This is a genomic window from uncultured Butyricimonas sp. (genome assembly GCF_959596855.1).
Taxonomy (GTDB): domain Bacteria; phylum Bacteroidota; class Bacteroidia; order Bacteroidales; family Marinifilaceae; genus Butyricimonas; species Butyricimonas muris.
The window spans coordinates 1-26,137 of record NZ_CAUFYA010000060.1 but is presented as its reverse complement, the minus strand read 5'-3'; the positions used below and the strand labels follow the sequence as shown (position 1 = coordinate 26,137).

Here is a 26,137-nt window from a genome sequence, read left to right as displayed (position 1 = left end):
ATTGGAGTCCACGATGGTTAGAATTTTAAATTCTTTGCTTGTTAATGATTTCCATAATGAATCTTGTTTAATGTTTATCGTATCAGGGAATTTGATTTCCTTTTCAAGCCATTGTTTCACTATGATTTCAGCTCTTTCTTTATTTGGATTGCATGAAATACAAAAAATGAAAATGTATAAAATACAAATGAACTTCATGGTATAGGTTGAAAATTTATTTATTATTATGTCTATTCGATATTTTGTATATTAAATCGATACAATTCTTCGTCTGCAGTAATACCGTAAAGTTGTTTGTTTTTCTCGTCGATATTAATATATAAAAGATACTCGGGAACAATTATTTTGCATACAGGGTTTCCGTTCCAGTCGTATACTTGAATTTCTGATTTTTTTGAGTCTAATCCCCAGCGTGTTATTGGTTGATTCGCGTATAAGGCATATATTTGTTTGTCTGTTACGCATAGGTCCGAGTAGTACATGTTCGGTTCTTTGCTATCATCCAAAGGTAAATGCATGAAATTTCTGGAGGTTGTAAGTGAAAGGTGTTCTTCTTGCTCGAGGTCGAGAATATTTATTTGGTCAAATTGAAGCATTGCTTGGGCTAGTTTTTTAAAGTCCGGTTTGATTTTATCTGCGGAACCGACTTGATTTCTCTCGATGTCGGTAATTTTATCATATAAGATGTATTCACGAGATATTTCATTTTGGAGATTATGTTGCGTGTATGCTATTTGTTTTTTCTCGTGCTTGTAAATGCGAGTGAATAATGGCATGTTTTTTTTGAATTTTGTTTTGAAAGGAATTTCACGGAAACTGGTCAGTGGTGTCGTGATAGTATTGTTTTCTATGATAGAACGTGTAAGATTAAAAGAAAACATACTTCTTTGATTGATGTCTGTAAAATATATGTGTATTTGATTTGAATCAATATCATAATAATCACAGTAAGTGAACCCTAAAAATTCATTAGCCCCTCTTCCTTGTGGAATGAAATCATTTATTTTATTCAAATGGCATAAATTATAGACGGAAAGGTAATTCGATTGGTTGTAATTTTGAATCACGAGCAAAGAATCTATAATAAAGAAGGCTGACGGTCCCACGAGGTCTAACGGTACTTTTTCTCCCGTGATTTCAAGTGTTTTGGGAAAGTCTTCAATGAATCTTATTGAGCTGTGATTCAATATGCTTTTTTCTGTGCATGAACAGAATACGAGAAAAATAGATAATATGTAGAGTTTCATAAAAAAAGAGTTATTTGTTTATGAATCCAAGGGTATATTAAACCCTTGGATTTTAAATTTACCATTTGCAATATCCCCCAGTTGTAACACCTGTACCTGAATAATATTTGCATTCAACACATCGTAAATATTCGTCGTTAACATTTACGGAAGCTCTTGTGTAACAAGTCGCTTTTCCTGATTCAGAGCCTGAGCCGCCCTCACCTCTTGCTAATGCCTCAATATTTTTAAGAGCAAGATTTCCAAAACTTTCTTTTTTTGATAAATTAATATTTATGCTAATGCTTGTTATTATTGCGATAATGAATATGAACAAAATATTTAATGTTTTCTTTTTCATGCTTGTTATTTTTTTTTATAATAATTTCTTTCCGTCTTTTACCCGTGTATATCCTTTCAACAGGAGAGATGACGTTTGTCTCGGATTTTTTATACCTTTATACTTTCTTCTTTTTTGAGGAAGTCGGCGGTGTCGGGGTCTTGCTAGGATTGTTCCGGCACCGCTTTTCTCCCCTCTGATGATGTTTAATGGTTTGTTTGACTTCTATTCAATCACGTTGCCGTCTAGCTTCAGCTCGTGTATTTTGGATGAAGTGTTACATAACACTTGTATCGTTTTGTTGAAACGTCCAAGCGAGTTGGGCTTGAAGGTTACTTTTATATCTTTTGTCTTGCCCGGTAGAACGGGACGTTTGTCCCATTGGGGGGCGGTACAGCCGCAAGTGGTGACGACATCCCGGATGATGAGGGGATGTTTACCCGTGTTCTTGATGATGAAGATTATATCGGGGTGATCGTCGTAATGCAGGGTTTGCAAATTGACGGAATCTTGCAATATCTCCACCGTGGTGAGCGGGGCGTTTGTCCATTCTTGAACGGGAGCGGTAAAGGCAAGCCAACATATGATGATGGCTGCCGAACATGTGGCAAGTATACCTATATATATAAGGTGTGTTTTTTTCATGATGATGGTGGTTACAAGTTGAATTGGACAAGTTTCGCGTCGGGAGTAGTCCCGTAGAGTAGGTTTTCTTCCGTGTCGAACGCGAGGTAATTGGCGGCTTCCGGCAGGGTGTAATTATTTAATAAGGTTCCGTTCCAGTCGAAGACGAGGAGGGTGGAACTGTTGATGATTTTTTGCCCATATTCTTTGTAAGTCTTGCCGGAATAAAGTACGTAAATTCGTTCGTTAGACACTGCCACTTCCCGGAAGCCCGTGACGTTATCCGAGTAATAAGCCACGTCGGGGTATTTACCGTCATTGATGTCCACGTGGGGATAGTAGTACGTGTGACGGCAGACGAGCGAGATCGTGTTGCCGTTGATGCGACAGATATCGAGTTGACCGCTACGGATGTCGGTGCAGACGAAAGCCTTGTTGTCCGGGCGTAGGCGTAGCACGGTGCTTGCCCAAAGGATGCTTTTCCCGTAATCGGATAACTCGGGATAAGCGGGATGCACGGGGTAGGGGACGGCGTATGATTCGCTGCCGTCGTCCAGTGAATAAAAACGGTAGCGGCCTTGCTCGTAAAGCCCGGTGGAAATCACGAATCCGTCACCTTGGATAGCCGAGAGGTGAGTGTTGGTGCCTTCTGCCAGCACGAGGGGATGAGCCGCGGAGCGGCTTAATGCCTTCGGGTTGTGGCGATGGAGTTTACCGGTTTCAAAATCGAAAACGGATAGTTCCCCTTGTTCGTTTACCGATAGATTGTCAATTGTGTATGCTTCATTTTCCCCTTTGCCGAAAGGTAACCAGTCGCGAGTGGTGCGGTTGGAAAGATCGATGAGGCTGAGGTTATTTTCTTCATAACGTCGTTCCACTGCGAGTAAATCCCCGTGTTTAGTGATTTTTAGCGGTGTCGTGATCCCAAACTCGTGAAGGTTTGTCACGAGGGTTGAGGTGATTTCATTACCCGAGGTCTGGATGGATGCCGGGATCTTCAAATAGCTGTTATCCGTGGAACAGGATAAAAATAGCGGGAGGATGATTAGTGGGATAAGGTGCTTTTTCATGATAGTTAGTCTTTCTTTCTCATGCCATATAAGATTTCACCGTTAATGATACATCTGCCTTCGCCATTAATACACGAAGAAGAAACTGAATTTTCACCTCTTGAAAGAGCTTCGATATTGCGTAGTGTAGTTTCTTCTTTTTCATGAATAGGTGAAAAACTTGTAAATAATACTTCTAACAGTATTGCTGCAACGATAATCGTGTTTTTTAGATTCAATTGTTTCATTTTTCAAAATTTGTTTTTATATTGCATTGTTTTATTTTCGTTGTATGCAACAAAAATATGGAGAAAAAATAGGAGAAAGACAGATGCAAGTTCATAAAATCTTCATAAAATTGAAACCGAAAGGAGGTGTCCCATTGCTGAAGGAGGTAGTAATGGCGATAATAGCTATTGTTTTTGTTATTTTATTGCAATACTGGCTTGTTTATTTGTTGTATGCAGGAGAGGAGGGAAGAATAAAAAAAGAGTTAAAAGAATCTACTCTTTGGAATATTGGCGAATTGAGTCAAAGAGAGGCAATGAAACCTGATAGTATTGTTAGGTCTATTAGTAATGATGCTCAAACAGGAGAGTTGTTGATAAGTATTGGAGAGAAGGAATATCGTGTAAAAGTGGATTCTTCAGAAAAGGCTTTTGAAAGAGAGGCTATCGTGGCTTACGACGTGAACTTGCGGAACCCGATTACCTTGGCTTGTTTGGATTCGTTGGTTAAGCATAGGGCGAAAGAAGTAATCGGTAATCTCTCAATCGCTTTCCGTCGCGTAGATTCATTGGGCAACACGAAAGAGGTATATCCGCCGGGTAACACGAGGTATATGGATATGGAGGAAGCGGGATACGTGCGATTGGGATATATTAGCGGGGAGAAGGTGGGAGTGCTTTTTGATTTCACGTGGAAGGATTTTCTATACAGGTTCTGGTGGCAGTTTACTGGGATTATTTTGGTCGGGTCGGTACTCGTGGTGTTGATTGTATCTTTTGCCTGTAGGATTTGGAAACAAAGGAAGTTGCGACAATTGCAGGAAGCGTGTTTAAGACAAAGAATGCATGATTTGAAAAGACCCGTGGGAGCGGTCGAAGGACTATTTCTTCGATTGCAGCGGCAGATTCAGAAGGTTTCGGATAGGGAGAAAGGCGAGGAGATGTGTGATATCGGGTTGGAAAAAGCAGCCATGCTGAAAAGGGAAATGAGTAACGTGTTGCAGTTGGCGATGTTGATGTACCGCAAACGAGTGGAATGGGTGGATATTTCATTGAAAGAGGAATTGGTAGCGTTGGCAGCGGAAGAGCAGTTTGCTAACCCGGAAAAGGATATTCGGGTAGAGTTGGATTACAGGTTGCCGAACGTGTTGTTGCTCTCGGAACAGTTCGTGTACGCATTGCGGAATCTGATGGATAACGCGGTGAAGTATTCCGGGGAAACGGTTTTTATAAAAGTAGCTTGTTACCGGGAGGGGAAAGCCCTTGTCGTATCAGTGACGGACGAGGGGAAAGGTATTGCTAAAAAAGATTTACCTTATATTTTTGAAGAGTATTGGCGAGTTGGTAGGGATGAGAAAGCAAAAGGCTTCGGGTTGGGATTGGCATCCGTTCAGAAAATTGTGAAAAGGCATAAAGGGAAAGTTCACGTGGAAAGCGAATTGGGAAAAGGTTCCACGTTCACTATAAAATTAGATAACTATGGAAAGAAAGATAAAACTTTTGTATGCCGAGGACGAGAAGGAGATGCGGATTACGTACACGGAAATATTATTGGAGCAAGGATTTGACGTTTATGCCGTGACGAATGGGGATGAGGCATGGGAGGCTTACCAAAAGGATGAATGGGATATATTGTTATTGGATATCGAAATGCCGGAAAAAACCGGGGAGGAAGTAATCCGGTTGATTCGGGAGAATGATACTCAGGTGCCTATCGTGGTATTTACCGGATACGACCAAGAGGGATTGTCTGTTATGGAAGCGGACGGGGGTGCGGATGATTACGTGAGCAAGGATTGGTCTGTCAAGGTTTTGGTTGATCGTTTGGGCAAGCGTTTGAAAGATGCGATGAGAAGGGCGGAAAGAGGTGAACAACGGGTATTCCGTCTGTCTTCGCGTATGACTTATGACAAGGTTACCAATATTTTGACGATAGACGGTAAGGCGACAAAATTAAAAGGAATGCAGGGGAAAATCATGTTGATATTTTGTACACGCAGAAACGAAGAGATCAAGAGTACGGAATTATGCAAGGAATTATGGAATTTCGACGATGACCTCAAGAAAGGGGAATTATCAACATATATATCACAATTGCGAAAGATATTGAAAGCCGATCCCTCTGTTGAAATAGTCAATAATAACGGTTGTTACCTCTTAGTAGTTCCGGATAAGTAAACGCATATCTCTTTGCATTTCCTCGACGGCGGAGGAGAATACTTTCGGTTTTTTGTTGATGACGAGGTTGGCGGTGACGATGGCTTTATCGATTTGTCCGCTTTCGGCGTACATTTTAGCGAGAAGGTAGAGGGGGTAGATTCGGTTGGGAACCATGCGGGATGCCGTGAGGAAGGTGGCTTCTGCCAAGTCGTATTGTTGCATTGCCTGATAGTTTTTTCCCATGATATTGTAGATCATCGGGTCGGAGGAAAGAACGGCAGCTTCACGAAGTACCCGGTTACTTTGGTCTGGGTTGTCCGTGCGGGAGAGGCATTGCCCGTACTCGAACAGAAAGGCTGGATGATCTTTCAGAATGGGGTATATCGCCCTGTAATTGTCCACGGTTCGTTTGAATATCTGCATGTTAAAATAGATTTGTTCGCTTCTCCAGCGTTTGAATGCTTCTATGCGTTCTGTTTTTCCCGAGGTGAAGTACCACACGGGAACAAGTAAAAACAGGTAGAATATTCCCACTATCCATCGGGGGGACGGGGGGGAAGACGATGCCGTACATTGTGCCGTGAGTAGCGAGAACAGGATGGCTAACGGCAACACGTTGAACGGGTAGGAGAAACAGGAGAAGATGAGAAAAGCGATTAACGCTCCCACGTGTCCCGCTTGTTTGTGTATTTGGGCTCGATAGGCATTCCGGATGGCGGAGGCGATGATGCCGAGAAAAAGCAATAGCCCGATAAGGCCGTTTTCCACGGTGATTTGAATAAACTCGTTGAACGCGGATTCCGGAGCATCGGCAACGAGTTCTTCTTGTGGCGTGTAGTTGTCTTGCGTGAAATAGGCTTCCTGCGCTTTCCCGTAAGGTCCGGCGAAGTTCCCGAAACCGGTTCCTGTTACCGGGTGTGAAGCTATGATGGTTGTGGATACTTTCCAAATCAACAGGCGTCCGTCAGCGGAGCTTTTTTTCATCATGTATGTACCGATCATTAAAATGCCAATGACCAGAAAGATGACAATCGTGGCGACAGGGGTAATAACGGGATGCGCCCGGTAGAATGCGATGCATTGCTGACGCAGGTGATAATGGTATCCCACTACAATTGCACATCCGACGATGGCTGCCACCCATGCACTCCGGCTCATGGTAGCGGGCAGGACGAGAAGGAGGGCGATTACCACGCCGATAGAAATGATATGAGGCCATTTGTGTGTCGTGAGGGCGTAGTGTAAGGCCAGAGGAAAGATAGCGACCAGAAAGCCGGAATAGGGCCCCGGGTTAAAGAATGAACCTGTCAGGTCGAACTGGTTGTGAAATGAAGGAGTGAGCCCGTATAGCTGTGCCGCACCCCACATCGCCTCGATAAATCCGACAGCCAGAAGGGCGACATTGACGAAGTTTCCGGAGGAGAAGGAGGTGAGTATCCTGAAAAGGAAATAGGTTACCCCAACGAGTACAAGGATTCCCGCCCGGGCGTGTATTCCTTGCCCGAAGTAGTGCAGGTTCAGCAGGCTGTACGCTATATAGAGAAATACAAGTAGATCCGTGAGCGTGAAACGGAAAGGACGGATCAATGCCAACAATACACAGGGTATTGCAACCCAAGGAAGTATCGAGTAGAACCAAAAGATTTTCGCTATACGGTTTTCCAGTTCCCCTCCCGTGATGAAAGTAGAGGACAACAATAATAGTGATATGATGAAAACAATTGTTCCTAGCGTGTAAGTCTTAATATTCTCCTTCAATAGCATTTTACGTCGTTTTATGCAAAAGTAGGAAAATATATATAATATGTATAATGGAAAGTTGATAATATTCTAAGAATTATCGCTTGTTTCGTCTTCTTCCTCTTCTTGTTTAGGTGGTTGAGGGGTGTTGAAGATATCGTATTTATCGAGGGGTTGCAGGTATTTCAACCAGCGGAAATCTTTCAGACGTTCTTCTCTCGGGTCGACAAGGAAGAGGGGAGTCAGGTCACCGTCGGGTTTGTTTATGAAAATGATATCTGTCACCCGTCGTTTCTCTATCATGATACGGATGTTGGAACTGGTGGCACGATTGACACCGATAATGGCACCTTGGTCATCCGGGTAGTAAATGGTTTCGCCACTCCCGTCCACGTATACCATGTATAATTCGTTATCCTTGAAATATCCGGTCATATTTCTTCCTTTGATCTGGTCGAACATTTCGGTATCCCATCGTCGTCCGACCATGAAGGCTTTGTTGTTCAAATAGAATTGTTTGATTTGCCCGTTACCCGTGAGCAGTGATATTTTTTCGGCAGTCATCTGGTAACCGGATGCCCATGTAACGGGTTCATTGTACAAGGTTACGGTTGAATCTGCGGTCAGGTATACCATAGAGTCACATACGCCTTGTATATCTTGGCTAAAGAATCTGACCTTATGAAATGCGCGTAGTATTTGATTCTTGGCGGAATCTTGCTCCATATACAGGGTATCGCCGTGCAGGAACAGGGAATCCTGTTTGCTGCAAAGGATAAGCAGGGCGCTGTCGGTGACGAATGACTGGTTGGTTTCCCGGTTCATCTGGGCGTAATGTCCTTTCACGATCACGTTGTTGACCGAGTCTATCAAAGTGATGTTCCGGTACAAGTTTGCCATGCCGCTGATACTATCAATAATCATGGTGTCGCCGTATCCCGTGTAAGTGAGGTGGGTGAGGCGGTTATTTTTATACAACTCGGCATGCCCCAAGTTGGAGTCGTACCATCCGTCTTCGGAGTAGAGAGTGTTGTTGTCTTCGCCTTTGCCGTAAATATTGGTGGGACCGAGGATGTACACCAGTTTCGTCTCGGTGTTGTATTTCAATGTATCGGAATAGATATCGTAATCGGGGGAAACCACTTTCACGCTATCCTTGAAGAAGGCGAGCTTGGATTGCGTGAAGTAGGTGCCTTGTTTGCTATCCAGCGTGTTTACTTCATCTTTCAGGTTACCCCAGTTGAAATAGTACCCGATGTCGAAAATCCCGTCATAATCCAGATAATTGGTCTTTAGCGTGATTTGCGGGTCTTTGAGGGTTACGTTCCGGCGTACTTGTATCATTTTTTTGTTCGAGTCGTAATACATGTAATCCCCTGTCATGTGGATACTGTCGTTTTTATTGACTCGTACATGCCCAAAGGCTTCGATGTAATTGGTATCCGGTCGTTCTACTTGATAGAGGCTATCACACCACATGAGTACATCTTCATGTTTCATGTGGACGTTTCCGATAAATCTACTTGGTTGTTGTTCCGTTCCCGGGTAAAATTGATCGGCATTCAGAATGTTTACTTTCGACTTTTTTACTTGTGCCATACCGTTTACGGGGAATAATCCCCATAACACGCATAACATTCCAACCCAAATACCTGCTCTTGCCATGAAAAATAGTCAATCTTAGATCATCAATTATTTAATCCAACCGTCGTAGTGGAATTTGATGTTTTTGTATTCATCGTCGATATGGATATAGGTATTCGCTTGTCTTTCCTTGATCCATTTCTCGATAACTTCCTGTTCTTTTTTTCTTTTCAGCCCGTTCTCGAAGCTCATCCAGTCATCTTCAAGATTAGCCGTGTGAGCGGGGTAATACGCTTTTATTTTGATGATTTTGTACTCGTCGCCTATTTCTGTTCTGTCGAGAAAGGGTTCGGAGATTTCACCTACTTGCAAGCTGTTTACCTGACGAGCCATATCTCCTTTGATTAACTCTTTCGGTAATTTGGAATCCGCATCGTACGCGTTGAAAAGGAGTCCGCCGTTTTTACTGGTTTTTTTATCCGTTGATACCCAGAAAGCGGCTTCTTCGAATGTCCATTCCCCGTTTTTGATGGTAGTCACCAGACTGTCCAGACGTTGAAGGGCTGCTTCACGGTCTTTTTCTTCAATTCTAGGGCGTAACAAGATATGACGAACGTTTACTTTATCTCCTTGGCGGTCGATGTATTGGATAATGTGAAAACCGTATTCCGATTCCACGATTTTGGATATTTTTCCCGGTTTCAAACTGAATGCCGCTTCGGCAAATTCCGGTGTCAACTCGTTCTTGGACATATAACCCAATTCTCCACCTTTAGCGGCGGTTCCCGGGTCTTCCGAGTAGAGTACTGCCAACGTGTTGAATGATTGTTTGCCTTCAAGGATGTCATCGCGGTATTGTCTAAGCAGGTTCCGGATACGTTCTTTTTCCGTGTCGGCAATTTTCGGTTTAATCACGATTTGTTGTATCTCGTATCTGTCACCCACTTCCGGTAAACTGTCTTTGTTGAATTTGCGGTAGAAATAACGTACTTCCGAAGGGGTAACCCGAACGTTTTCCACTATTTTCTGTTGCATCCGATTGGTGATCATTTGTTCCCGCATCGGGGTACGCATTTCGTTTTTGATTTCCTCGTATGATTTACCGAAATAGCTTTCCAGTTTCTCACGTGAACCGATGTTTCTCACGTATTCTTCCAACTGAGAGTTTAATTGTGCTTCTACCTCTGTGTCGCTAACAGCAATACTATCTATTTTGGCTTGCGCCATCAATAGCTTCTGAACCAGTCTGTTCTCGAATATTTGAGCTTTGGCATCGGCTTGGTTAGCGATTGCGCTTCGCGTCTGTTCATGTAAAAAATCGTTCTCGATGTCTGATTTCAACACGATTTCTTCTCCGACCACAGCGATAATCTTGTCAATCACGTTCTTTTGTGCTGAAGCATAACTAGCTAAAAATAAAAGTATAAGCAGTGATAAATATCTCATAATCCTTTAATAAATTTATACTCAATAAAAACGCTCTAAACTAATACTTTTTCTTCAAATCTAAGAATAATCCGTTCGTTTTCGCTTTTTTATTTTTAATTTTCAAATCCTGTTAATAAATTTTGACGTAATCTTTACGTGTTCCTTCCGCGTTTATGTCTTTCTCTAGGTTTTCCTCGAAGGCTATTTTGCGTTTGTTCAATAATAGTATTTCGATTTCTTTTTTCACGTACCCGAGGGGAGCAGTTTCGTGTTCTTGGCGAGTTTCGTATATTTTCAGGAAATAGTAATTCTCGTCGTTTTCCGTTTCTATCAACTCTTTGTTTTTATATTTGGCTTCCCAATCGTTGCCCGTGATGGGCAACAGGTTCAATATATCGCGCAAGGGTATCCATTGGTCATTGAAGTTATCGTATTTTTTAGCCGAAGTAATGCAATACTCTTCCAGTGCCGCTTGATCTTTGGCATCTTTCGAGCGGAACCATTTCCGTACGTTGTCAATATTGATAGCCGATTTCGGCAACACGATAAACAATGCCCGCACGACGGGAGTGTTGAGTATGAAGTTGAACTTGTTGTTGTCGTAATATCGCGCTATCTCGGCATCGCTGATACCCCGGTCGAGTTTTTGAGCCACGAGTTTCTCCTTGTATTTATGGATGAGGATGGACGAGGAGTAATCTTCCACTTGCTTGCGGATATTCTTTTCTTCATCGCTTAGATTCTGGATTGCCTTGTGGAGCAGGAGTTCCTTGGTTATCCAGTTTCTCACGTAGCTTTGTGCCATGATCGTGCTGTCTGCCGAGGGGGCGCCGGCGGGGATGATACTATTTACTTCCGAGAGGAATAAATATTTATCAAATGCTTTGGCAACGGGCTTTTCCTCTTCGGGGAAATTTTCTTTACACGCGCCCAGAAAAAGGGTTATCAACAGTATATATTGTAATTTCATCATCTCGCTTGAATTATATTCGGGCGAAAATAATAAAAAGCGATTTAATTCTATCGATTCGTGGCAGTTTTTTCGTGTATTTTGTATTTTTGTGGAAGATTTCGAATGATGACCCGCGATATAAAGGATATATTGAAAACGTACTGGGGATATGATGAGTTTCGTTCCCTGCAAGAGGATATTATCCGCTCCGTGATGAGCGGGAGGGATACACTTGCCCTTATGCCGACGGGCGGGGGTAAGTCCCTTACTTATCAGGTGTCGGGATTGGCGATGGAGGGCGTCTGTCTGGTGGTGACTCCTTTGATCGCGTTGATGAAAGATCAGGTGGAAGATCTGAAAGGGAGAGGGATTTCGGCTGAGGCGATTTATACCGGGATGAAGACGGAACGGGTGGCATCTATTATTAATAAGTGTATTTACGATACGGTGAAGTTCCTTTATGTTTCTCCCGAGCGTTTGTATTCCGAGCGTTTCCGTGAAAAATTACGGATGATGAACGTGTGCATGATCACGGTAGACGAGGCTCACTGCATATCGCAATGGGGATATGATTTTCGCCCCGCGTACTTGCGAATAGCGGATGTGCGGGAATACTTCCCCGGGGTGGTTATCCTCGCCTTGACCGCCACGGCAACCCCGGCAGTGGTGAAAGATATCCAGCAACAACTTCGTTTCGAGACTCCCCGTGTCCTGTCAAAGAGTTTCCGTAGAGAGAATATCTCGTACGTGATTCGGGAAACGGAGGCGAAACCGCTCGAACTTTATAACATATTGTCCAAGGTGTGGGGAGGGGCTATCGTGTACGTGCGTACACGGGAGAAAGCCTCGTCCGTGGCCGCTTTCTTGAATAAATCGGGAATAAAATCCGATTTCTATCATGCCGGTTTGTCTTCTTTACAGCGGGCACGGCGTCAGGAATTATGGAAGAACGGGGAAGTACCCGTTATCGTGGCTACCAATGCTTTCGGGATGGGGATTGACAAACCGGATGTGCGGGTAGTGGTGCATTACGATATTCCGGACAGTCCCGAGGCATATTTCCAAGAAGCGGGACGAGCCGGACGGGACGGGAAGCGGGCGTATGCCGTGTTGTTGTCTTCTCCCCCGGCCGTGGGTGCGTTAAAAAGGCGTATAGAGGATGCGTTCCCGTCGAAAGAGTATATTAAACGGGTGTACGAGGCTTTGTTTAACTATTATCAATTGGGTGAAGGCGAGGGCGAGGGGCTCGTGTCGGAATTTAACCCGGATGTATTCGTGACAAATTTCAAGTTGAACTTGGCGAAAGCGATGTCTGCCATTGAAATATTGGACGTGGCGGGATATCTGACTTACACGACCGATTTGAATACTCGTTCCCGGGTGATGTTTATCGTCGTGCGTGATCGTTTGTACGATATTGACACGGGTAACCCTTTAATGGAGAAGTTATTGGTACTTCTAATGAGAAACTACGCGGGTATTTTTGTTCAAGATGCTTATATTGACGAGGGCTTTTTAGCGGATCAACTGGGGATAAAGCGGAAAGAGTTGTATGATGCTTTCGTTACTCTGGCTAAACGCAAGATTATCCGTTACGTGCCGGGGGACACGAAACCTTATGTTATTTTCCACCGTCCCCGCTTGCCTCTGTCATACGTGTCTATCGGTCGGGAGGCTTACGAGGAGCGCAAACACGCATATGCGAGCAAGATCGAGGCTATGGTGCGTTATTGCGAGGACAAGGAAACGTGTCGGCAATTGTTGTTGATGGAATATTTTGGGCAGAAGGAAAGCGAAGCCTGCGGTATATGTGACGTGTGTATCAGTCGGAAGAAAGCGTCGATAAGGGAGAAACCTGTCGGGACGGACGAGCGGATATTGCAATTGCTCGCGGGGCGGGATGTTCCTGTAAATGAATTAGTCCGTGGAATAGGTGTGTCACCGGAGGTGGTGGTCGAGCGGATTCGGGCATTACTGGATGAAGGGAAGATTCGATATGTCACTCCGTCTGTTCTTGGATTGATAAGCCGGTAAAGTTTACCTGTAACTTGTGTATGGTAAAGGGTTCGTTACCCCTTACGCTACCCTTTCGCTACCTCGTGAACGTAGCATGAACGTATCATGGACGTATCATGAACGTAACCCGTCGTTTATGCTGCCTTTGTGGTATGTTAAACCAGTATTTTTAAGGTAAAGTAGGGGTAGAGGATAATATAGGGAACATAAAACTAAGGATATATTTCGAGTTTTATTTAGTGAAAGAAAAAAAGTTTTAGAATCATCGGTACCTTTTTTCTCGTGAAGTGTTATAAGGGAAATAGCGATGAGATGAGAAAAGAGAATGATGATATTATTCGTTTGATTGTACGGAGTCTTCGGGGGGAATTGACCCCGGATGAAGAGGTACTTTTTATATCGTGGAAATTTTGTTCGAAGGCCAACGAGGAGATGTACCGACGTTTGGAACGTGAATACAAGGAACATGCGGAGTACGCGCTGTACAAGCAATTTGATACCCGCAGGGAGTGGGCTGTCGTGGAGAAAGGTATTCGGAAAAGACGTTCCGCACATCGTTTGTATCGTGTGGCAATTGCCGCTTCGTTCCTCGTTTTGGGTATTGCTTCTTATATCTTGCTCGCTCCCGAGAAGGAGCCTCCCCGGCAGTTGGCAAAAGTCTTGCCAGTCGGCGAGTATTCTTTCAGCAAGAAGGCTTCTTTGATTTTGCCCGGGGGCGATACGTTACAGATTACACCCGTGATGACTGACACACTAATCGAGCGATTGCCTTTCGTGAGTAATAACGGGGAGGCGTTGGTGTATCACGAGAGTTCAGGTTCGGATACTCTTGTGTATAATACCTTGGAGATTCCGCGAGGAGGGGCTTATTCCCTGCAATTGGCGGACGGAACGAAGGTCATGTTGAATTCCGAATCGCGATTAAGGTTCCCGCAGGCGTTTAACGGCGATACCCGGGAAGTATTCCTTGACGGGGAGGGATTTTTCCAAGTGGCTAAAGACGCGGAGAAACCTTTTATCGTGCATTGTACCGATTACAAGGTGAGAGTACTGGGTACGACGTTTAATATCTCGGCTTACGCGAGTGATGACGTGTCTATGACCACGCTGGTCGAGGGACGGGTGAACGTGGAGCGGGGGGACACGAGGGTGTTGTTGATTCCCGGGGTAATGGCTTCGGTGACACGTTCGGGTATCACCACGCGGGAGGTGAATGTCGATTCGTATATCTCGTGGACGAAAGACCAGTTTAGTTTTAGCGAGGAACGATTGAAGGATTTGTTAAAAAAGATATCCCGCTGGTATGACGTGGATTTCGTGTTTGACAACCCGGAAATCGAAGAATACAAGTTCTCGGGATTTATTCCCCGGTACGAGAATATAACAGCCGTATTGCAAATCATGGAGCAGGCTGCCGACGTGGTATTTAAAACAAGTGATGATAAGAAGATTACGGTGTACGATAGTCATGAGAAAGTACACTAAAGGTATAGAGTGAAAAAATAAGTTTGGTTTAAATTTTTGAAATGAAAAGATGGATTACCTTAAGTATGGTGATGCTATTTGTATTGCCATGCCCGGAGCTAACTTTTGCTTCCGCTAAAAAGAAGAAAAAAGCCACCACGGAGGTGAAGAAAGAACCCGTGAAGCGGCAGAGTAAGTATGACAAGCTGGTGAAGAATAAGCTGTGCGTGACGGCACGGGGCAATTTTGTTACCTTGCATAAGGTGGACGGGAAACTTTATTTCGAGATTCCCGCGAAGTACCTGAACCGGGAAATGTTGTTGGCATCGACGATTTCTGAGGCGAGTGACAATAACCTGTGCGCTATCGGGTACAAACCGAAACCGCCTATGCATATCAAGTTCACGAAGACCGATAGCACGATATTCATGAGAGAGGTGAACGTGACGGCCACCTGTAACGAGAACGAGGGACACATGAAAACCGTGATGGAGCGGAGTTTTATGGACCCGATTATCAACTCGTTCAAGATTTATTGCTACACGAACGATAGTTCTGCTTTTCTGGTCGATATGACCTCCCTGTTCACGGGGAACGTGGAGAAGTTGGCGCCGATAGCCAATTCGGGGGGAACGGTGGAGATCACGGCGGCGTTTAATAGTTCCGGGTCTATTCTGGATGATATTAAAGCGTTTGACGATAACGTGACGGTGAAATCATACCTTTCTTATTCCGTGACGGCGAAGATGTTGGGTATACTTTTATTGAAAAGGAACGAGCCGTTGACGGTGAAGGCTACGCGCACGCTGTTGTTGTTGCCGGAGGAGAAGATGCATCCCCGTGTCAGCGATTCCCGCGTGGGGGTGTTCCTGACGAATGCGAAACAGCATATCTCGACCGATCAGGATAAGATTCAGGCCTATACTCTGGCTACCCGTTGGAAGTTGGAACCCAAGGATATGGAAGCCTACAAACGGGGCGAGTTGGTGGAACCCGTGAAACCGATCGTGTATTATCTGGACGATGCTTTCCCGGAAGCGTGGAAGGAGCCGATGCGTCGGGGTACTTCGCGTTGGAACAAGGCTTTCGAGAAGATCGGGTTCAAGAACGCGGTGCAAGTGTTGGATTTCCCGAAGGACGACCCGAATTTCGATCCCGATAACTTGAAGTATTCCTGTATTCGTTACGTGCCGGCAGCGATATCCAATGCCATGGGACCCTCGTGGACAGACCCGAGAACCGGGGAAATTATCAACGCGTCCGTGATTATTTTCAATGATGTGGCGAAGCTCGTGAACCAATGGCGTTTCTTGCAGACTTCACAAGTGGATGAATCCGTGAGGGGGAAGAAGCTACCGGATAACGTATTGGCGGAATCTTTGGAGTATATTATCGCTCACGAGATTGGTCATACGCTTGGTTTGATGCATAATATGGCTGCTTCGGCCGCCTATCCCGTGGACTCGTTGCGGTCGGCAACTTTCACTCGAAAGTATGGCACGACTCCCTCTATCATGGACTACGCCCGCTTTAATTACGTGGCGCAGCCGGGCGATAAAGGGGTGAAATTGACTCCGCCCGATCTGGGAGTGTATGACGAGTACGTGATTAAATGGTTGTACACGCCACTACCGGGACTTAGCCCGAAAGAGGAGGCAGCCGTGTTGGAGAGTTGGATAGACGAGAAAGCGGGCGATCCGTTGTACCGCTACGGGAAACAGCAGGTGATAGAGCGTTATGACCCGAGTGCTATCGAGGAAGATTTGGGGAATGACCCGATTAAGGCGGGGGAGTACGGGATACGGAATCTGAAATATATTTTGTCACACTTGAACGAGTGGATTCAGGATGACGCGGACGGTGCTTACAAGGAGCAGATGTATAACGAGTTGGGGAACCAGTATTATCGTTATTTGCGCAACGTGATGTATAACGTGGGTGGTATTTACCTGTCGGAAGTGAAAGTGGGAACACCGGGTAAGACGTACCAATCCGTGCCGAGAGAGGTGCAACGGAAATCTTTCTTGTGGGTGTTGAATCAATTGAAGAATAGTGATTGGCTGCACAACGAAACGTTGACCGACCAGTTCTCGTTGCGGGTTGCCTTGCCCCCGATCGTGCGCTATTACACTGGAACCGAGTTGTTGGGATGTTACAAGAACGTGATGCTTTCCGCCCATGTATCCAAGAATCCCTACACGATGAAAGATTATTTTGACGATATGTACGCCCAAGTTTGGGAAAGTGCTATTAAGAACCGGAAGCCGACCGAAGGGGAGAAGATCTTGCAACGTTTGTCGATAGACCAGTCTGCCGACGTGATCACGAAGAAGTCGAAATTGGTGAAAGTGTTGACTGATGAGGATGTGCCTGCCGTGGGGAACGAGGCGTATATGCCTTCCGTGGATGAAATTGTCACTTACGGTCTGGACGAATCCGGTTTGGTGAGTGCGTTTCGGGATGAATTGCGGGAGATAGAACGTGAACGGGGATGCGGCTTCGTGGCGAAACAAATGGCTCTTAATTCTTTCAAGTACGGCTACGGGTGGCAATACCGCGTGAATACCCGCACTATCGATGATTCCAAAACCCGTTTCCACGCTTACGCTATTCGGGTGAAGAATTTGTTGAACAGTAAATTGTCTTCGGCAGATACCGAAACGAAGGCACACTACCAAGCGATGCTTTACACGTTGGATGAGGCGTTGAAAGCGTTGAATGAGAAATGAGTCTATAAGGTCCGTAAGGTCCATAAGGTCTATAAGGTCACGGGTGTCCTTCGGACCAGATTAAATCGGCAGCAAAGCTGCCGTGAACAAAGCGCCCCGCGGGGGGCCATGAACTTTCGACCTTATGGACTTTACGGACCTTATGGACCAATTAACAACCTAAATATGTTGAATATGAAAATGAATCTGTCTTTGAAATCCGGTGACAAGCTGCGGCGAATGTTTAAGGTTTGCCTGTCGCTTTGTTGCATTCTTCTATTCAGTTTTTCCGGTTTCTGTGATTCGTTGTCCCGGAAATACGACGAGAAGACACCTCTGAATCTGAAATTCGAGAAAGCCACGATGTTGCAGGTGCTGAATACGTTGAAGAAGGAAACCTCGTTGGATTTTGTTTACAACCACGAGGAAATTAAGGGAATCTCTTTGATCACGAGAGAGTTTAAAAATGCCACTATCCGGGAAGTTCTTGATTATTGTTTGAAAGATACACCATACACCTATTCATTTGTCAATGACGTGGTGGTGATCAAAAAGCGTCAGGAAACCAAAACCGTGGAAAAGATCACGATCACGGGAGAGGTAAAAGACGAGGAAGGAACCCCGCTCGCCGGAGCCACGGTACTGTTGAAAGGTACGACTTTGGGGGTGGCTACCGATGTGGATGGAAAGTACAAGTTGGAAATCCCCGTTCAGAAAGAAATGGTGTTGATTTTCAATTTTATCGGTATGTCGAGCCAGACTTTCACGATCACGAAATCACAAGAGTTGAACGTGGTGATGAAAGAGGACACGAAGGTGTTGGAAGACGTGGTAGTCACGGGGTATTACACGCAGTCGAAGAATGCGTATACCGGTGAAATCACGACCGTGAAGGGGGAGGATTTGTTGAAAGTGTCTTCAACCAACGTGATACAGGCTTTGGCTGCCTTGACTCCGGGGTTGAGAATCATGGAGAATAACGAGCAAGGCTCAAACCCGAATGCTATCCCCGAGATCTTGATTCGGGGTGCCAATTCTATTATGACGGAAAATCAAGCGGACGTGAATACCCCTTTGATAATGCTCGACGGGGTGGAAATCTCGATAGAAGAGTTGTATGACTTGGATATTCATGATATAGAGAGAATAGACGTGTTGAAGGATGCTTCTGCCGCGGTATTGTACGGGGAGAAGGCATCCAACGGTGTGATTCTGGTAGAGCGTTCACGGGTAAAAGGAACGAAGCCCCGGTTCAGTTATAATTTTACACCCAATTTCAGTTATCCCGATTTAACTTCCTTGCGATTGACTAATGCAACACAGAAGTTGGAATTGGAACGTCTTGCCGGGTTGTACGATAACGTGGATGGTAGTCTTGATCCGGCTTATTATTATAAATTGGATAACGTGCGGCGGGGGGTAGACACGGATTGGCCTTCCAAACCTTTGCGCTGGGCTTTCTCGCACAATCATTCGGTGAATCTGTCCGGTAGGGGCAACGGGATCGAGTACAAGGCGAACGGGAGTTTCGGAGATTCTTACGGTGTGATGAAAGGGGATAACCGTAGAAGATACGGGTTGAATTTCACTTTCGCTTATCATTTGAGCGATAAGTTGACTTTCACGTATCGTTTCGCTTTTTCGATGACGGATAGTAAAGCGAGTCCTTACGGGGATTTCTCCACGTACACGAAATTGAACCCGTATAACCCGGTATATGACGAGGACGGGGAGTATATCAAACTTTATTATTTTGATCCGTTGTCCGGTAGTTCTTCAGATTCTAAGAATCAAGGCAATCCGTTGTATAACGCGACTCTATCCAGTTTTAACAAGGGGAGAAGTAAGTCGTTCACGAATTATTTGAGTATGCGTTGGGATATTTTCAAGTCTTTCTTTATCACGGGAGATATGAACGTGAAGATGACGGAGTCGTGGAGCAAAGTGTACGTGTCGCCGGATGATTCTTCATTCGAGGGGGCTACCTTGAACAAGCGGGGAACCTATTCTTTCACGAATAACGAGGGAACCAGTTGGGCGGGCAAGTTCGTGTTGAATTATCGTTTGCCCTTGAATAAAGACGGAAACACGGTGGTATCTTTGAACGCGGGAGCAGATATCGGTATTAACAATTCTTCATCAATCACGACGAAAGCGGAAGGATTTCTGAAAGACGGGATGACGGATATTAAATTTGCATCGCAGTATGCCAGTACTCGTCCCTCGGGAGGTGATAAGAAATCCACGGAGGTAGGTTTTTTCGTGAATGGTAGTTTCGAGTTGTTGGGACGTTATTTTTTGAACGGTTCTTATAAGTCTGCCGGCTCATCAAAGTTCGGAAGCGAACATCGTTTTGCCCCGGTATGGACGGCGGGTATCGGTTGGAACGTGGATAAAGAGAATTTCATGAGTAATGTCAGTTGGTTGAATATGCTACGTTTACGTTTCAGCGTGGGTTCCACGGCTAACGTGACCTTCTCGCCCTATCAAGCGATGACGACTTACGAGTATAAGACCGATTTGATACATTACGCGGGAATCGGTGCCGTGCCTATCACGATGGGAAACCCGAATTTGAATTGGCAGCTCACGACGAAATATAATTGGGGTTTGAGTGCAACGTTGTTGAACGAGCGTGTGAATATTGATGCCAGTTACTACAAGAACAAGACGAAGGATGCTTTGATGCCGATCTCTTTACCGTGGTCGGTGGGGGTGTCTTCGGTGCAGGTAAATATGGGTAAGCTGGAAAATTCGGGATACGAGTTTTCAATATCGGGACAAATCATAAGACAAAAGGATTTGTATTGGATGGTTACCGTGAACGGTTCGCACACGATGGATAAATTGACAAACGTGTCCACGGCATTGAAGGCTTACGAGGTAACCCAGTCTTTGGGGGCACGTCCTTCTCTGAGATTTGAAGAGGGAGGTTCACAATTCGCTATCTATGCCATGCGGTCGGCAGGTATTGATCCGGCTTCCGGAAAAGAAGTTTTTATCACCAAAAACGGGGAATATACTTTGGATTATGATACGGATGAACGAGTAGAAGTGGGCAACACGAACCCTATTCTCGAGGGAAGTATATTTACCAGCCTTACTTACAAGGGGTTCACGTTGAATATCACGACGGGGTACAAGTTCGGGGGAGATGCCTATAATAGTACGCTTGCTGATAAGGTAGAAAATATTAACCCTTGGGAGAATGTGGATCGCCGGGCTTTTACCGACAGGTGGAAGGAACCGGGTGATTTGAAACGTTTTTTGGGAATTCCGGAAAGCAAAAGTGATGCTCAACGTTATTCGGCACGTTTCGTGGAACGTGATAATTTATTCGAGATCAAGAGTATTTCTCTTACTTACGAGTTTAAACCGGAATGGTTGAAGCGGATCGGTGTCAAGCGTTTGAACGTGGGTTTCGGGATGAGCGATATCGCGCGTTTCTCTTCCATGAAGTTGGAAAGAGGAACTTCCTATCCTTTCGAGAGGAGTTTTAATATCACGTTTAGACCGACTTTTTAGCAAACTGTAAATAGAAAAGAGTATGAAAAAGATAATAATTCTACTGTGTATATCGTTTTCCTTCTGCTGTTGTGACAGTTTTCTGGATGTGAATCCGGATTCGGAAGTGATTAATGGCGATATGTTCAACTCGGCAGACGGGGTTGAAGATGCTCTCTACGGTGTGTACATGACGATGGTAACCAAGGATATGTATGGTCGGTTGATGTCGAATATGATACCGGAGATATTGGGACAGAATTTCGTTTCCACCTATTCGTATCTGCCTTATCTGGGGCGTTTGGAGTATGACCGGAGTGAAACTCGGGGAATGTACAAGAGTATTTGGAAAACGGGATACTTGACGATTAGCTACTTGAATAATATTATCGAGAATCTGGAAGGAAAGAGCGAGAAGGATTTCCGTTATTATGATTTATACATGGGCGAGGCTTTGGGATTGAGGGCTGCTATTCATTTCGATTTGTTGCGGTTCTTTGCCGTGCATATCAATTCCTCGAACGAGTCGGCGAAAGCGAAAGCTATCCCGTATGTAACGGAATATGATTTCAAAGTAACGCCTTATTCTTCCGTGGCGGATGTTTACGGGAAGATTATTGCCGATTTGGAGAAGGCGGAAACTTTGTTGGCGGATGACGAAACGTATATGCCTGCCAATAGGGTCGGGAGCGAGAAAGGTTTTACCGGGGCACGGGTATTGCATTTTAATCTTTACGCGGCACAGGCTATGTTGGCTCGGGTGTACTGGATGAAAGGTGATTTGGCAAAAGCCAAAACGTATGCCGATAAGGTGATTCGTTCCAATAAATTCCGTTTTGCCAATAAGACGAACTTGAGTAGCTTCATGCAGAAAACAATTTCTTTGGACGAAACGATCTGGGGATTGTATAATGCTGAAATATATTCCGACTGGTACACGCAACATATCAATCGGCAAGGATTGGGAGAGTTGTGTGACGGTTTTGCGGATATTTATAAAGACGCGGGGCCCGCGCCGGGGAGCGATTACCGCTATTCGGCTTGGTTCGAAACTTACGAGAAGAGTGGGGTTAGTAGGGATATATGCGTGAAAATGATGGGACGGGTATCCGATACGACTTCTACAACCACGAGTTATGGCGGTGGGCCTTACTTGGGAACCAGTATGGTGAGAATCCCCGAAATGTATTATATTATGGCAGAGGCTCTGTTGGACGAGGGGGATGTAACGGGTGCAACGTGGTATTTGGATACGGTGCTCAGCGCCCGCGGAATGGTGAAGTTCGAGAATCGTACACCTGCTGTTGAGATCACGTTGGATGATATCATGGCGGAAAGAAGAAAAGAGTTGTTCGGGGAAGGACAATGGTGGTTCTGCTTGAAACGATTGAACAGTTCGGTAAGATTGGCGACTTCTTCGGCCGTGATTCCCGGTAGCGATAAAATTTATGCTTTGCCGTTACCGACAGAGGAAGAAGATTATCGCCCTAATGAATAACTATTAAAGTGAGTCGTTATGAAAAATAAATATTTGATATATATCGGAATAGTCCTTTTCTCGGGAATATGGGCTTGCAGTAACGATGCTGTTTATTATGACGCAAACCAGAAAAGGTCGATTTATTTCACGTGGGATAGATTGCATGCAGTCGAGAAGACGGCTAATGATACCGTGTTTTTCAGTTTTGCCTTGTACAACGAGTCGGAAATCGAGTACAAGATTCCGGTAAAGGTGATCGGGATGCCGATGAACGAGGAACAGGAGTACGAGGTGGAAATGGTGGCGGACTCTTCGACGGCCGTGTTGGATAAGCACTTTAAATTTGGCAAGTTGGTTATCCCCAAGAATGAAGTGGATGGGGAATTGTCGCTCGTGTTGGAACGTACGGATGATATTATGGATAGTCCCGTGTACATCTACTTGCGGTTTAAGGAAAACGAAAACTTCCAACCGATAGCCAAGAATTTTTATCGATTGGCTGTTGTGGACGGGGCATTGCCTGCTCCCCAGTGGTGGGCAGCCAATTATTTAGGTGTTTACGCGCAGAATAATGACAGGTTGTACCGGAAGATGTTGGAATATTTCTGGCAGTTGGAGGAGTTGAAACCGGTTTTCTATGCCGATGCGGTGAAGGAATACGGGCTTTACTTGGAGGATGCTCCAGCCGGATTTTACCAAAGGGCGGGTAATATAATCTGGATCAATTACGTGTTCAAACCGGCTTATGATTTTTATAGTGATCCGGCGAATACTTACGAGGGGTTTGCTATGGTAAATCCGGATAGGTTTATTCGGTAGTAAAGAAATTAAAAAGAATATGTTATGAAAACAAAATCTTATATAGTTCTGTTATTCTGTATCATGGCAGGAATGTATTCCTGTTATGATGACGACTCAACTTTGGGGAGGAATAATGTATCGAAGGTTTCTATTTCGGCAGCTTACGACACGCTTACCACTTATTTCGGGGAAGAGTTAGTGGTAAATCACGTGAAGGTGGAACAGTCGGGAGAGGAGTTGCCGTTGACTTACGAATGGGCATACGGGGAGTTGAATATGTCGAGTGGAGCTTTAAAGCCTTATCCGATCAAAGACACGCTTCATGTTGTGTCGACAGAGTTGGAATTGAATTATGCTTTCCGGAAATTGGGTACGTTCGGTTTAAGGTTGAAAGTGGATAACGGTGAAACAACCGAATTTAAGTATTTCGTGTTGCAGATTGACACGGAATATGCCGAGGGGATCACGATGCTTAGTAAGAATAGCGAGGGAAAAGGTCGGCTTTCGTTCATGAAAACCTTGACAAGAGAGGAGATTAGCGCGGGGAAGGAGCCTTATTTCCAAGATGATATTATGGAGGTTTGTAACCCGGATATGGAATTAAAGAACGTGACCGACATGATACAGCATGACGGACGCTTGATGATTAGTTCCGGTAGTGACGCGAGAATATATAATATGGATTCCAGAACTTTCGGTATCGAGATGGCAAGTTCCTTTGCCGCGAGATTCCCGAATGCCGCTCTTCAGCAATTTATTGGAATTTCGAGTCAGGATAATATGCACGTGTATTCTTCCGACGGAAGGGCTTATGTTTATGAAACGATGCTGGATGAATTACTCGTGTTGGATGCTTTTGCGGATTTGGATGTTGATGCGGGGATTCCCTATAATAAACCCGTGTTCGTGAATTACGAGAATTCAACGTATTATATTGCCAGTACATCAAAGTATATTGTAACGAGTGGAAGTAATTTCGCGGATTTGGATATTATACAGACTTGCTTTATCGGTACGAACTTGTATATATTTGCCACACGGAAAGATGATCCTTCCAAGGTATATATCGGTCGTACAACTTCAAGTAGTTTTGGTAAACCAACGGCTGCCAATATGAAAGAATACACGGCTACGGGAGAGATATGTATGGATCGTAATTCCATACTGGTAGGAGTAAAACCCCATACTTGTGTATATTACACGTATAAGAATGCGATTTATAGATATAAACCTTACGAGGAGTTACCCACGCAACCTGTTATAACGGTGCCGGATGGAATGGAAATAAAGACTCTTTCTTTGGATCCTGACCACGGTTATCTTTATGTCGGTGTGTACGAGAAAAATAGTACTGAAACCTTGAAAGGCAGTCTTTATATTTATGACACGGAAAATAGTCGCTTGGTGGAAACGCACAAGAATATAGGGGATGAACCCGTGACTGTGATTTATAAAGAGAGAGTGTAGGAGATTTTGGATTTAATGATTTTAGATTTAAGATTCCTGTAATCTGATTTAAGTATTCCGGCTCTTTCTCTGTTTGTTGAGGAGGGGTTGGAATATTTTCTAATGACAAGGAGTACATGTTGAAAAGAAGCCGTGTGAGCGAATCATTAAACCTTCGTTAAAAGAGAGTGCAAAAAAAACTAACACGACTGACTAAAACAATATACAGTGTTAAAATATTGATTGTAAACTATTAAATATCTCTTTAGTTATTTGAAAAAGATTTGGATTTTTACTATATTTGGATATCAATAATCGAACGTTTATTAATACATAAGTAAATTTGTATGTTGATGAAACAAAAAGCGTTGTATGATGGTTTTGTGAAAGGTGACGAGAAAGCCTTGGAGATATTGTATGATCAATATTTTGCCACGTTGGGGGTTTACGCGAGTCGTTTCTTGCGTGAAGAGGATATGTGTGTGGATGTCGTGCACGAGAGTTTTATAAAAACTTGGGAGAAACACGGGCAGTTTACTTCTTTTCAGGCGATTATCGGGTTCTTGTATACTTGTGTCCGAAACGCTTGTCTGAACGAGTTGCGGCATTTGGATATAAAAAACAAAGCATTATTACAGCAAGCTTCTGTTTGTGATATTGAAAACGAGATTATTGAAAATGAAGTGAAACGGATTATTTGGGCGGAGATAGCCAGATTATCCGGTGATTATCGTGATATTATGGCCATGAGTCTGGAAGGGTATTCCACGAAAGAGATATCCGAAGAATTGAATCTTTCCGAGCAGACGATTAAAAATAAAAAGGGGGAAGCTCTAAAGCAACTTCGTAAGAATATGGGCCCCTATCAATGGTGTTTGCGCTGTTTTTTCTAGTCTTTTTGCTATGTTCGGGTAGCAAATTACGAAAAAGGTTTCCCTACCTTTCGTTTTCCTCAATAAATAATTTTTTGCCTTCTTTTTGTTGGTGAAATTGCAATTTCTTTTGCCGTCTTTTCCTGATGCAGTAAGTCAATGAAATAATTTGTCAGGGGAATTGACGGTTCTTAATTATTCTATTACTTTTGTTCGCTATGTTGTAAAATACACGTGTTAAAATGTAAATTACGGGAAATGATGGTATATTTTTGTGGTACATTTGCATGTGTTTTGAATGTTGACACATGGTGATGCATATTGTTTTACTATATATTTAGATGTATTTGGGTTGATTTTTAAGGTATTGGATATACCTTAGCGGTTTATCGGAAGTTTTTAGTTATGGTAGAAGTGTATATTAGATACAAGAATTTATAAAATAGTAAACGAAAGGAAACTTTATTATAGGGTTTAAATAAAATGTCTAGAATTTTTTGTTCGATGCTTCTGATC

At 44.1% G+C, this 26,137-nt stretch carries 19 protein-coding genes and 1 pseudogene; 10 read left to right on the top strand and 10 right to left on the bottom strand.

Annotated elements, in window-relative coordinates; genetic code table 11:
• The 6 genes and pseudogenes from Q5866_RS18825 to Q5866_RS18800 form a co-directional block, all read right to left on the bottom strand.
• Nucleotides 1–198: pseudogene (locus tag Q5866_RS18825) on the bottom strand (hypothetical protein); the annotation flags it as partial.
• Between the two features lie 32 nt (nt 199–230).
• Nucleotides 231–1,247, bottom strand: a complete 1,017-nt coding sequence (locus Q5866_RS18820) for a BF3164 family lipoprotein (RefSeq protein WP_099292638.1) — start codon at nt 1,245–1,247, stop codon at nt 231–233.
• Between the two features lie 58 nt (nt 1,248–1,305).
• A complete protein-coding gene (locus Q5866_RS18815) occupies nt 1,306–1,587 on the bottom strand; it encodes an NVEALA domain-containing protein (RefSeq protein ID WP_099292637.1) in 282 nt (93 codons plus the stop codon).
• 204 nt (nt 1,588–1,791) lie between these two features.
• A complete protein-coding gene (locus Q5866_RS18810) occupies nt 1,792–2,211 on the bottom strand; it encodes a DUF1573 domain-containing protein (RefSeq protein WP_099292635.1) in 420 nt (139 codons plus the stop codon).
• Nucleotides 2,212–2,222: 11 nt separating this feature from the next.
• Complete coding sequence (locus Q5866_RS18805; RefSeq protein ID WP_292269195.1) at nt 2,223–3,260, bottom strand: BF3164 family lipoprotein; 1,038 nt, start codon at nt 3,258–3,260, stop codon at nt 2,223–2,225.
• A gap of 5 nt (nt 3,261–3,265) precedes the next feature.
• On the bottom strand, nt 3,266–3,487 hold the full coding sequence (locus Q5866_RS18800) for a hypothetical protein (protein ID WP_099292633.1): 222 nt from the start codon (nt 3,485–3,487) through the stop codon (nt 3,266–3,268).
• Nucleotides 3,488–3,531: 44 nt separating this feature from the next.
• Between Q5866_RS18800 and Q5866_RS18795 the strand changes: the two genes are divergently transcribed.
• Nucleotides 3,532–5,034, top strand: a complete 1,503-nt coding sequence (locus Q5866_RS18795; protein ID WP_141560966.1) for a sensor histidine kinase KdpD — start codon at nt 3,532–3,534, stop codon at nt 5,032–5,034.
• Nucleotides 4,946–5,644 (top strand): response regulator transcription factor, encoded by a 699-nt coding sequence (locus tag Q5866_RS18790; RefSeq protein ID WP_099292631.1) that lies wholly within the window; start codon nt 4,946–4,948, stop codon nt 5,642–5,644. Before Q5866_RS18795 ends, Q5866_RS18790 begins: the two co-directional genes overlap by 89 nt.
• Here Q5866_RS18790 and Q5866_RS18785 read toward each other — a convergent pair.
• The 4 genes from Q5866_RS18785 to Q5866_RS18770 all read right to left on the bottom strand — a co-directional run bounded on the left by Q5866_RS18785 (nt 5,624) and on the right by Q5866_RS18770 (nt 11,351).
• Complete coding sequence (locus tag Q5866_RS18785) at nt 5,624–7,390, bottom strand: O-antigen ligase (RefSeq protein WP_292269199.1); 1,767 nt, start codon at nt 7,388–7,390, stop codon at nt 5,624–5,626. The two genes, Q5866_RS18790 and Q5866_RS18785, sit on opposite strands and share 21 nt — an antisense overlap.
• A 66-nt stretch (nt 7,391–7,456) precedes the next feature.
• Entirely contained in the window at nt 7,457–9,031 is a 1,575-nt protein-coding gene (locus Q5866_RS18780) for an OstA-like protein (protein WP_292269201.1), read from the bottom strand.
• Between the two features lie 27 nt (nt 9,032–9,058).
• Nucleotides 9,059–10,396 carry a peptidylprolyl isomerase gene (locus Q5866_RS18775; protein ID WP_186975598.1) on the bottom strand — a complete coding sequence of 446 codons (1,338 nt, stop codon included), beginning with the start codon at nt 10,394–10,396 and terminating at the stop codon, nt 9,059–9,061.
• A 112-nt stretch (nt 10,397–10,508) separates the two neighbouring features.
• Nucleotides 10,509–11,351 carry a peptidyl-prolyl cis-trans isomerase gene (locus Q5866_RS18770; protein WP_292269204.1) on the bottom strand — a complete coding sequence of 281 codons (843 nt, stop codon included), beginning with the start codon at nt 11,349–11,351 and terminating at the stop codon, nt 10,509–10,511.
• Between the two features lie 105 nt (nt 11,352–11,456).
• Between Q5866_RS18770 and Q5866_RS18765 the strand changes: the two genes are divergently transcribed.
• From Q5866_RS18765 to Q5866_RS18730, 8 genes are all read left to right on the top strand, one after another.
• Nucleotides 11,457–13,364, top strand: coding sequence for a RecQ family ATP-dependent DNA helicase (locus Q5866_RS18765; protein ID WP_292269223.1), 1,908 nt, complete (start codon nt 11,457–11,459; stop codon nt 13,362–13,364).
• A 294-nt stretch (nt 13,365–13,658) separates the two neighbouring features.
• Nucleotides 13,659–14,831 carry a FecR family protein gene (locus tag Q5866_RS18760; RefSeq protein ID WP_303181831.1) on the top strand — a complete coding sequence of 391 codons (1,173 nt, stop codon included), beginning with the start codon at nt 13,659–13,661 and terminating at the stop codon, nt 14,829–14,831.
• Nucleotides 14,832–14,872: 41 nt separating this feature from the next.
• Nucleotides 14,873–17,539: a zinc-dependent metalloprotease gene (locus tag Q5866_RS18755; RefSeq protein WP_303181829.1), complete on the top strand. Its 2,667-nt coding sequence runs from the start codon at nt 14,873–14,875 to the stop codon at nt 17,537–17,539.
• A 174-nt stretch (nt 17,540–17,713) separates the two neighbouring features.
• A complete protein-coding gene (locus tag Q5866_RS18750; protein WP_303181827.1) occupies nt 17,714–21,043 on the top strand; it encodes a SusC/RagA family TonB-linked outer membrane protein in 3,330 nt (1,109 codons plus the stop codon).
• A 22-nt stretch (nt 21,044–21,065) separates the two neighbouring features.
• Nucleotides 21,066–22,520: a RagB/SusD family nutrient uptake outer membrane protein gene (locus Q5866_RS18745; RefSeq protein ID WP_099292624.1), complete on the top strand. Its 1,455-nt coding sequence runs from the start codon at nt 21,066–21,068 to the stop codon at nt 22,518–22,520.
• 18 nt (nt 22,521–22,538) lie between these two features.
• A complete protein-coding gene (locus Q5866_RS18740) occupies nt 22,539–23,321 on the top strand; it encodes a DUF4843 domain-containing protein (protein ID WP_099292623.1) in 783 nt (260 codons plus the stop codon).
• 24 nt (nt 23,322–23,345) lie between these two features.
• Nucleotides 23,346–24,770, top strand: coding sequence for a hypothetical protein (locus Q5866_RS18735; protein WP_303181824.1), 1,425 nt, complete (start codon nt 23,346–23,348; stop codon nt 24,768–24,770).
• Between the two features lie 332 nt (nt 24,771–25,102).
• On the top strand, nt 25,103–25,642 hold the full coding sequence (locus Q5866_RS18730) for a sigma-70 family RNA polymerase sigma factor (RefSeq protein WP_303181821.1): 540 nt from the start codon (nt 25,103–25,105) through the stop codon (nt 25,640–25,642).
• The last annotated feature ends 495 nt before the right edge of the window (nt 25,643–26,137 follow it).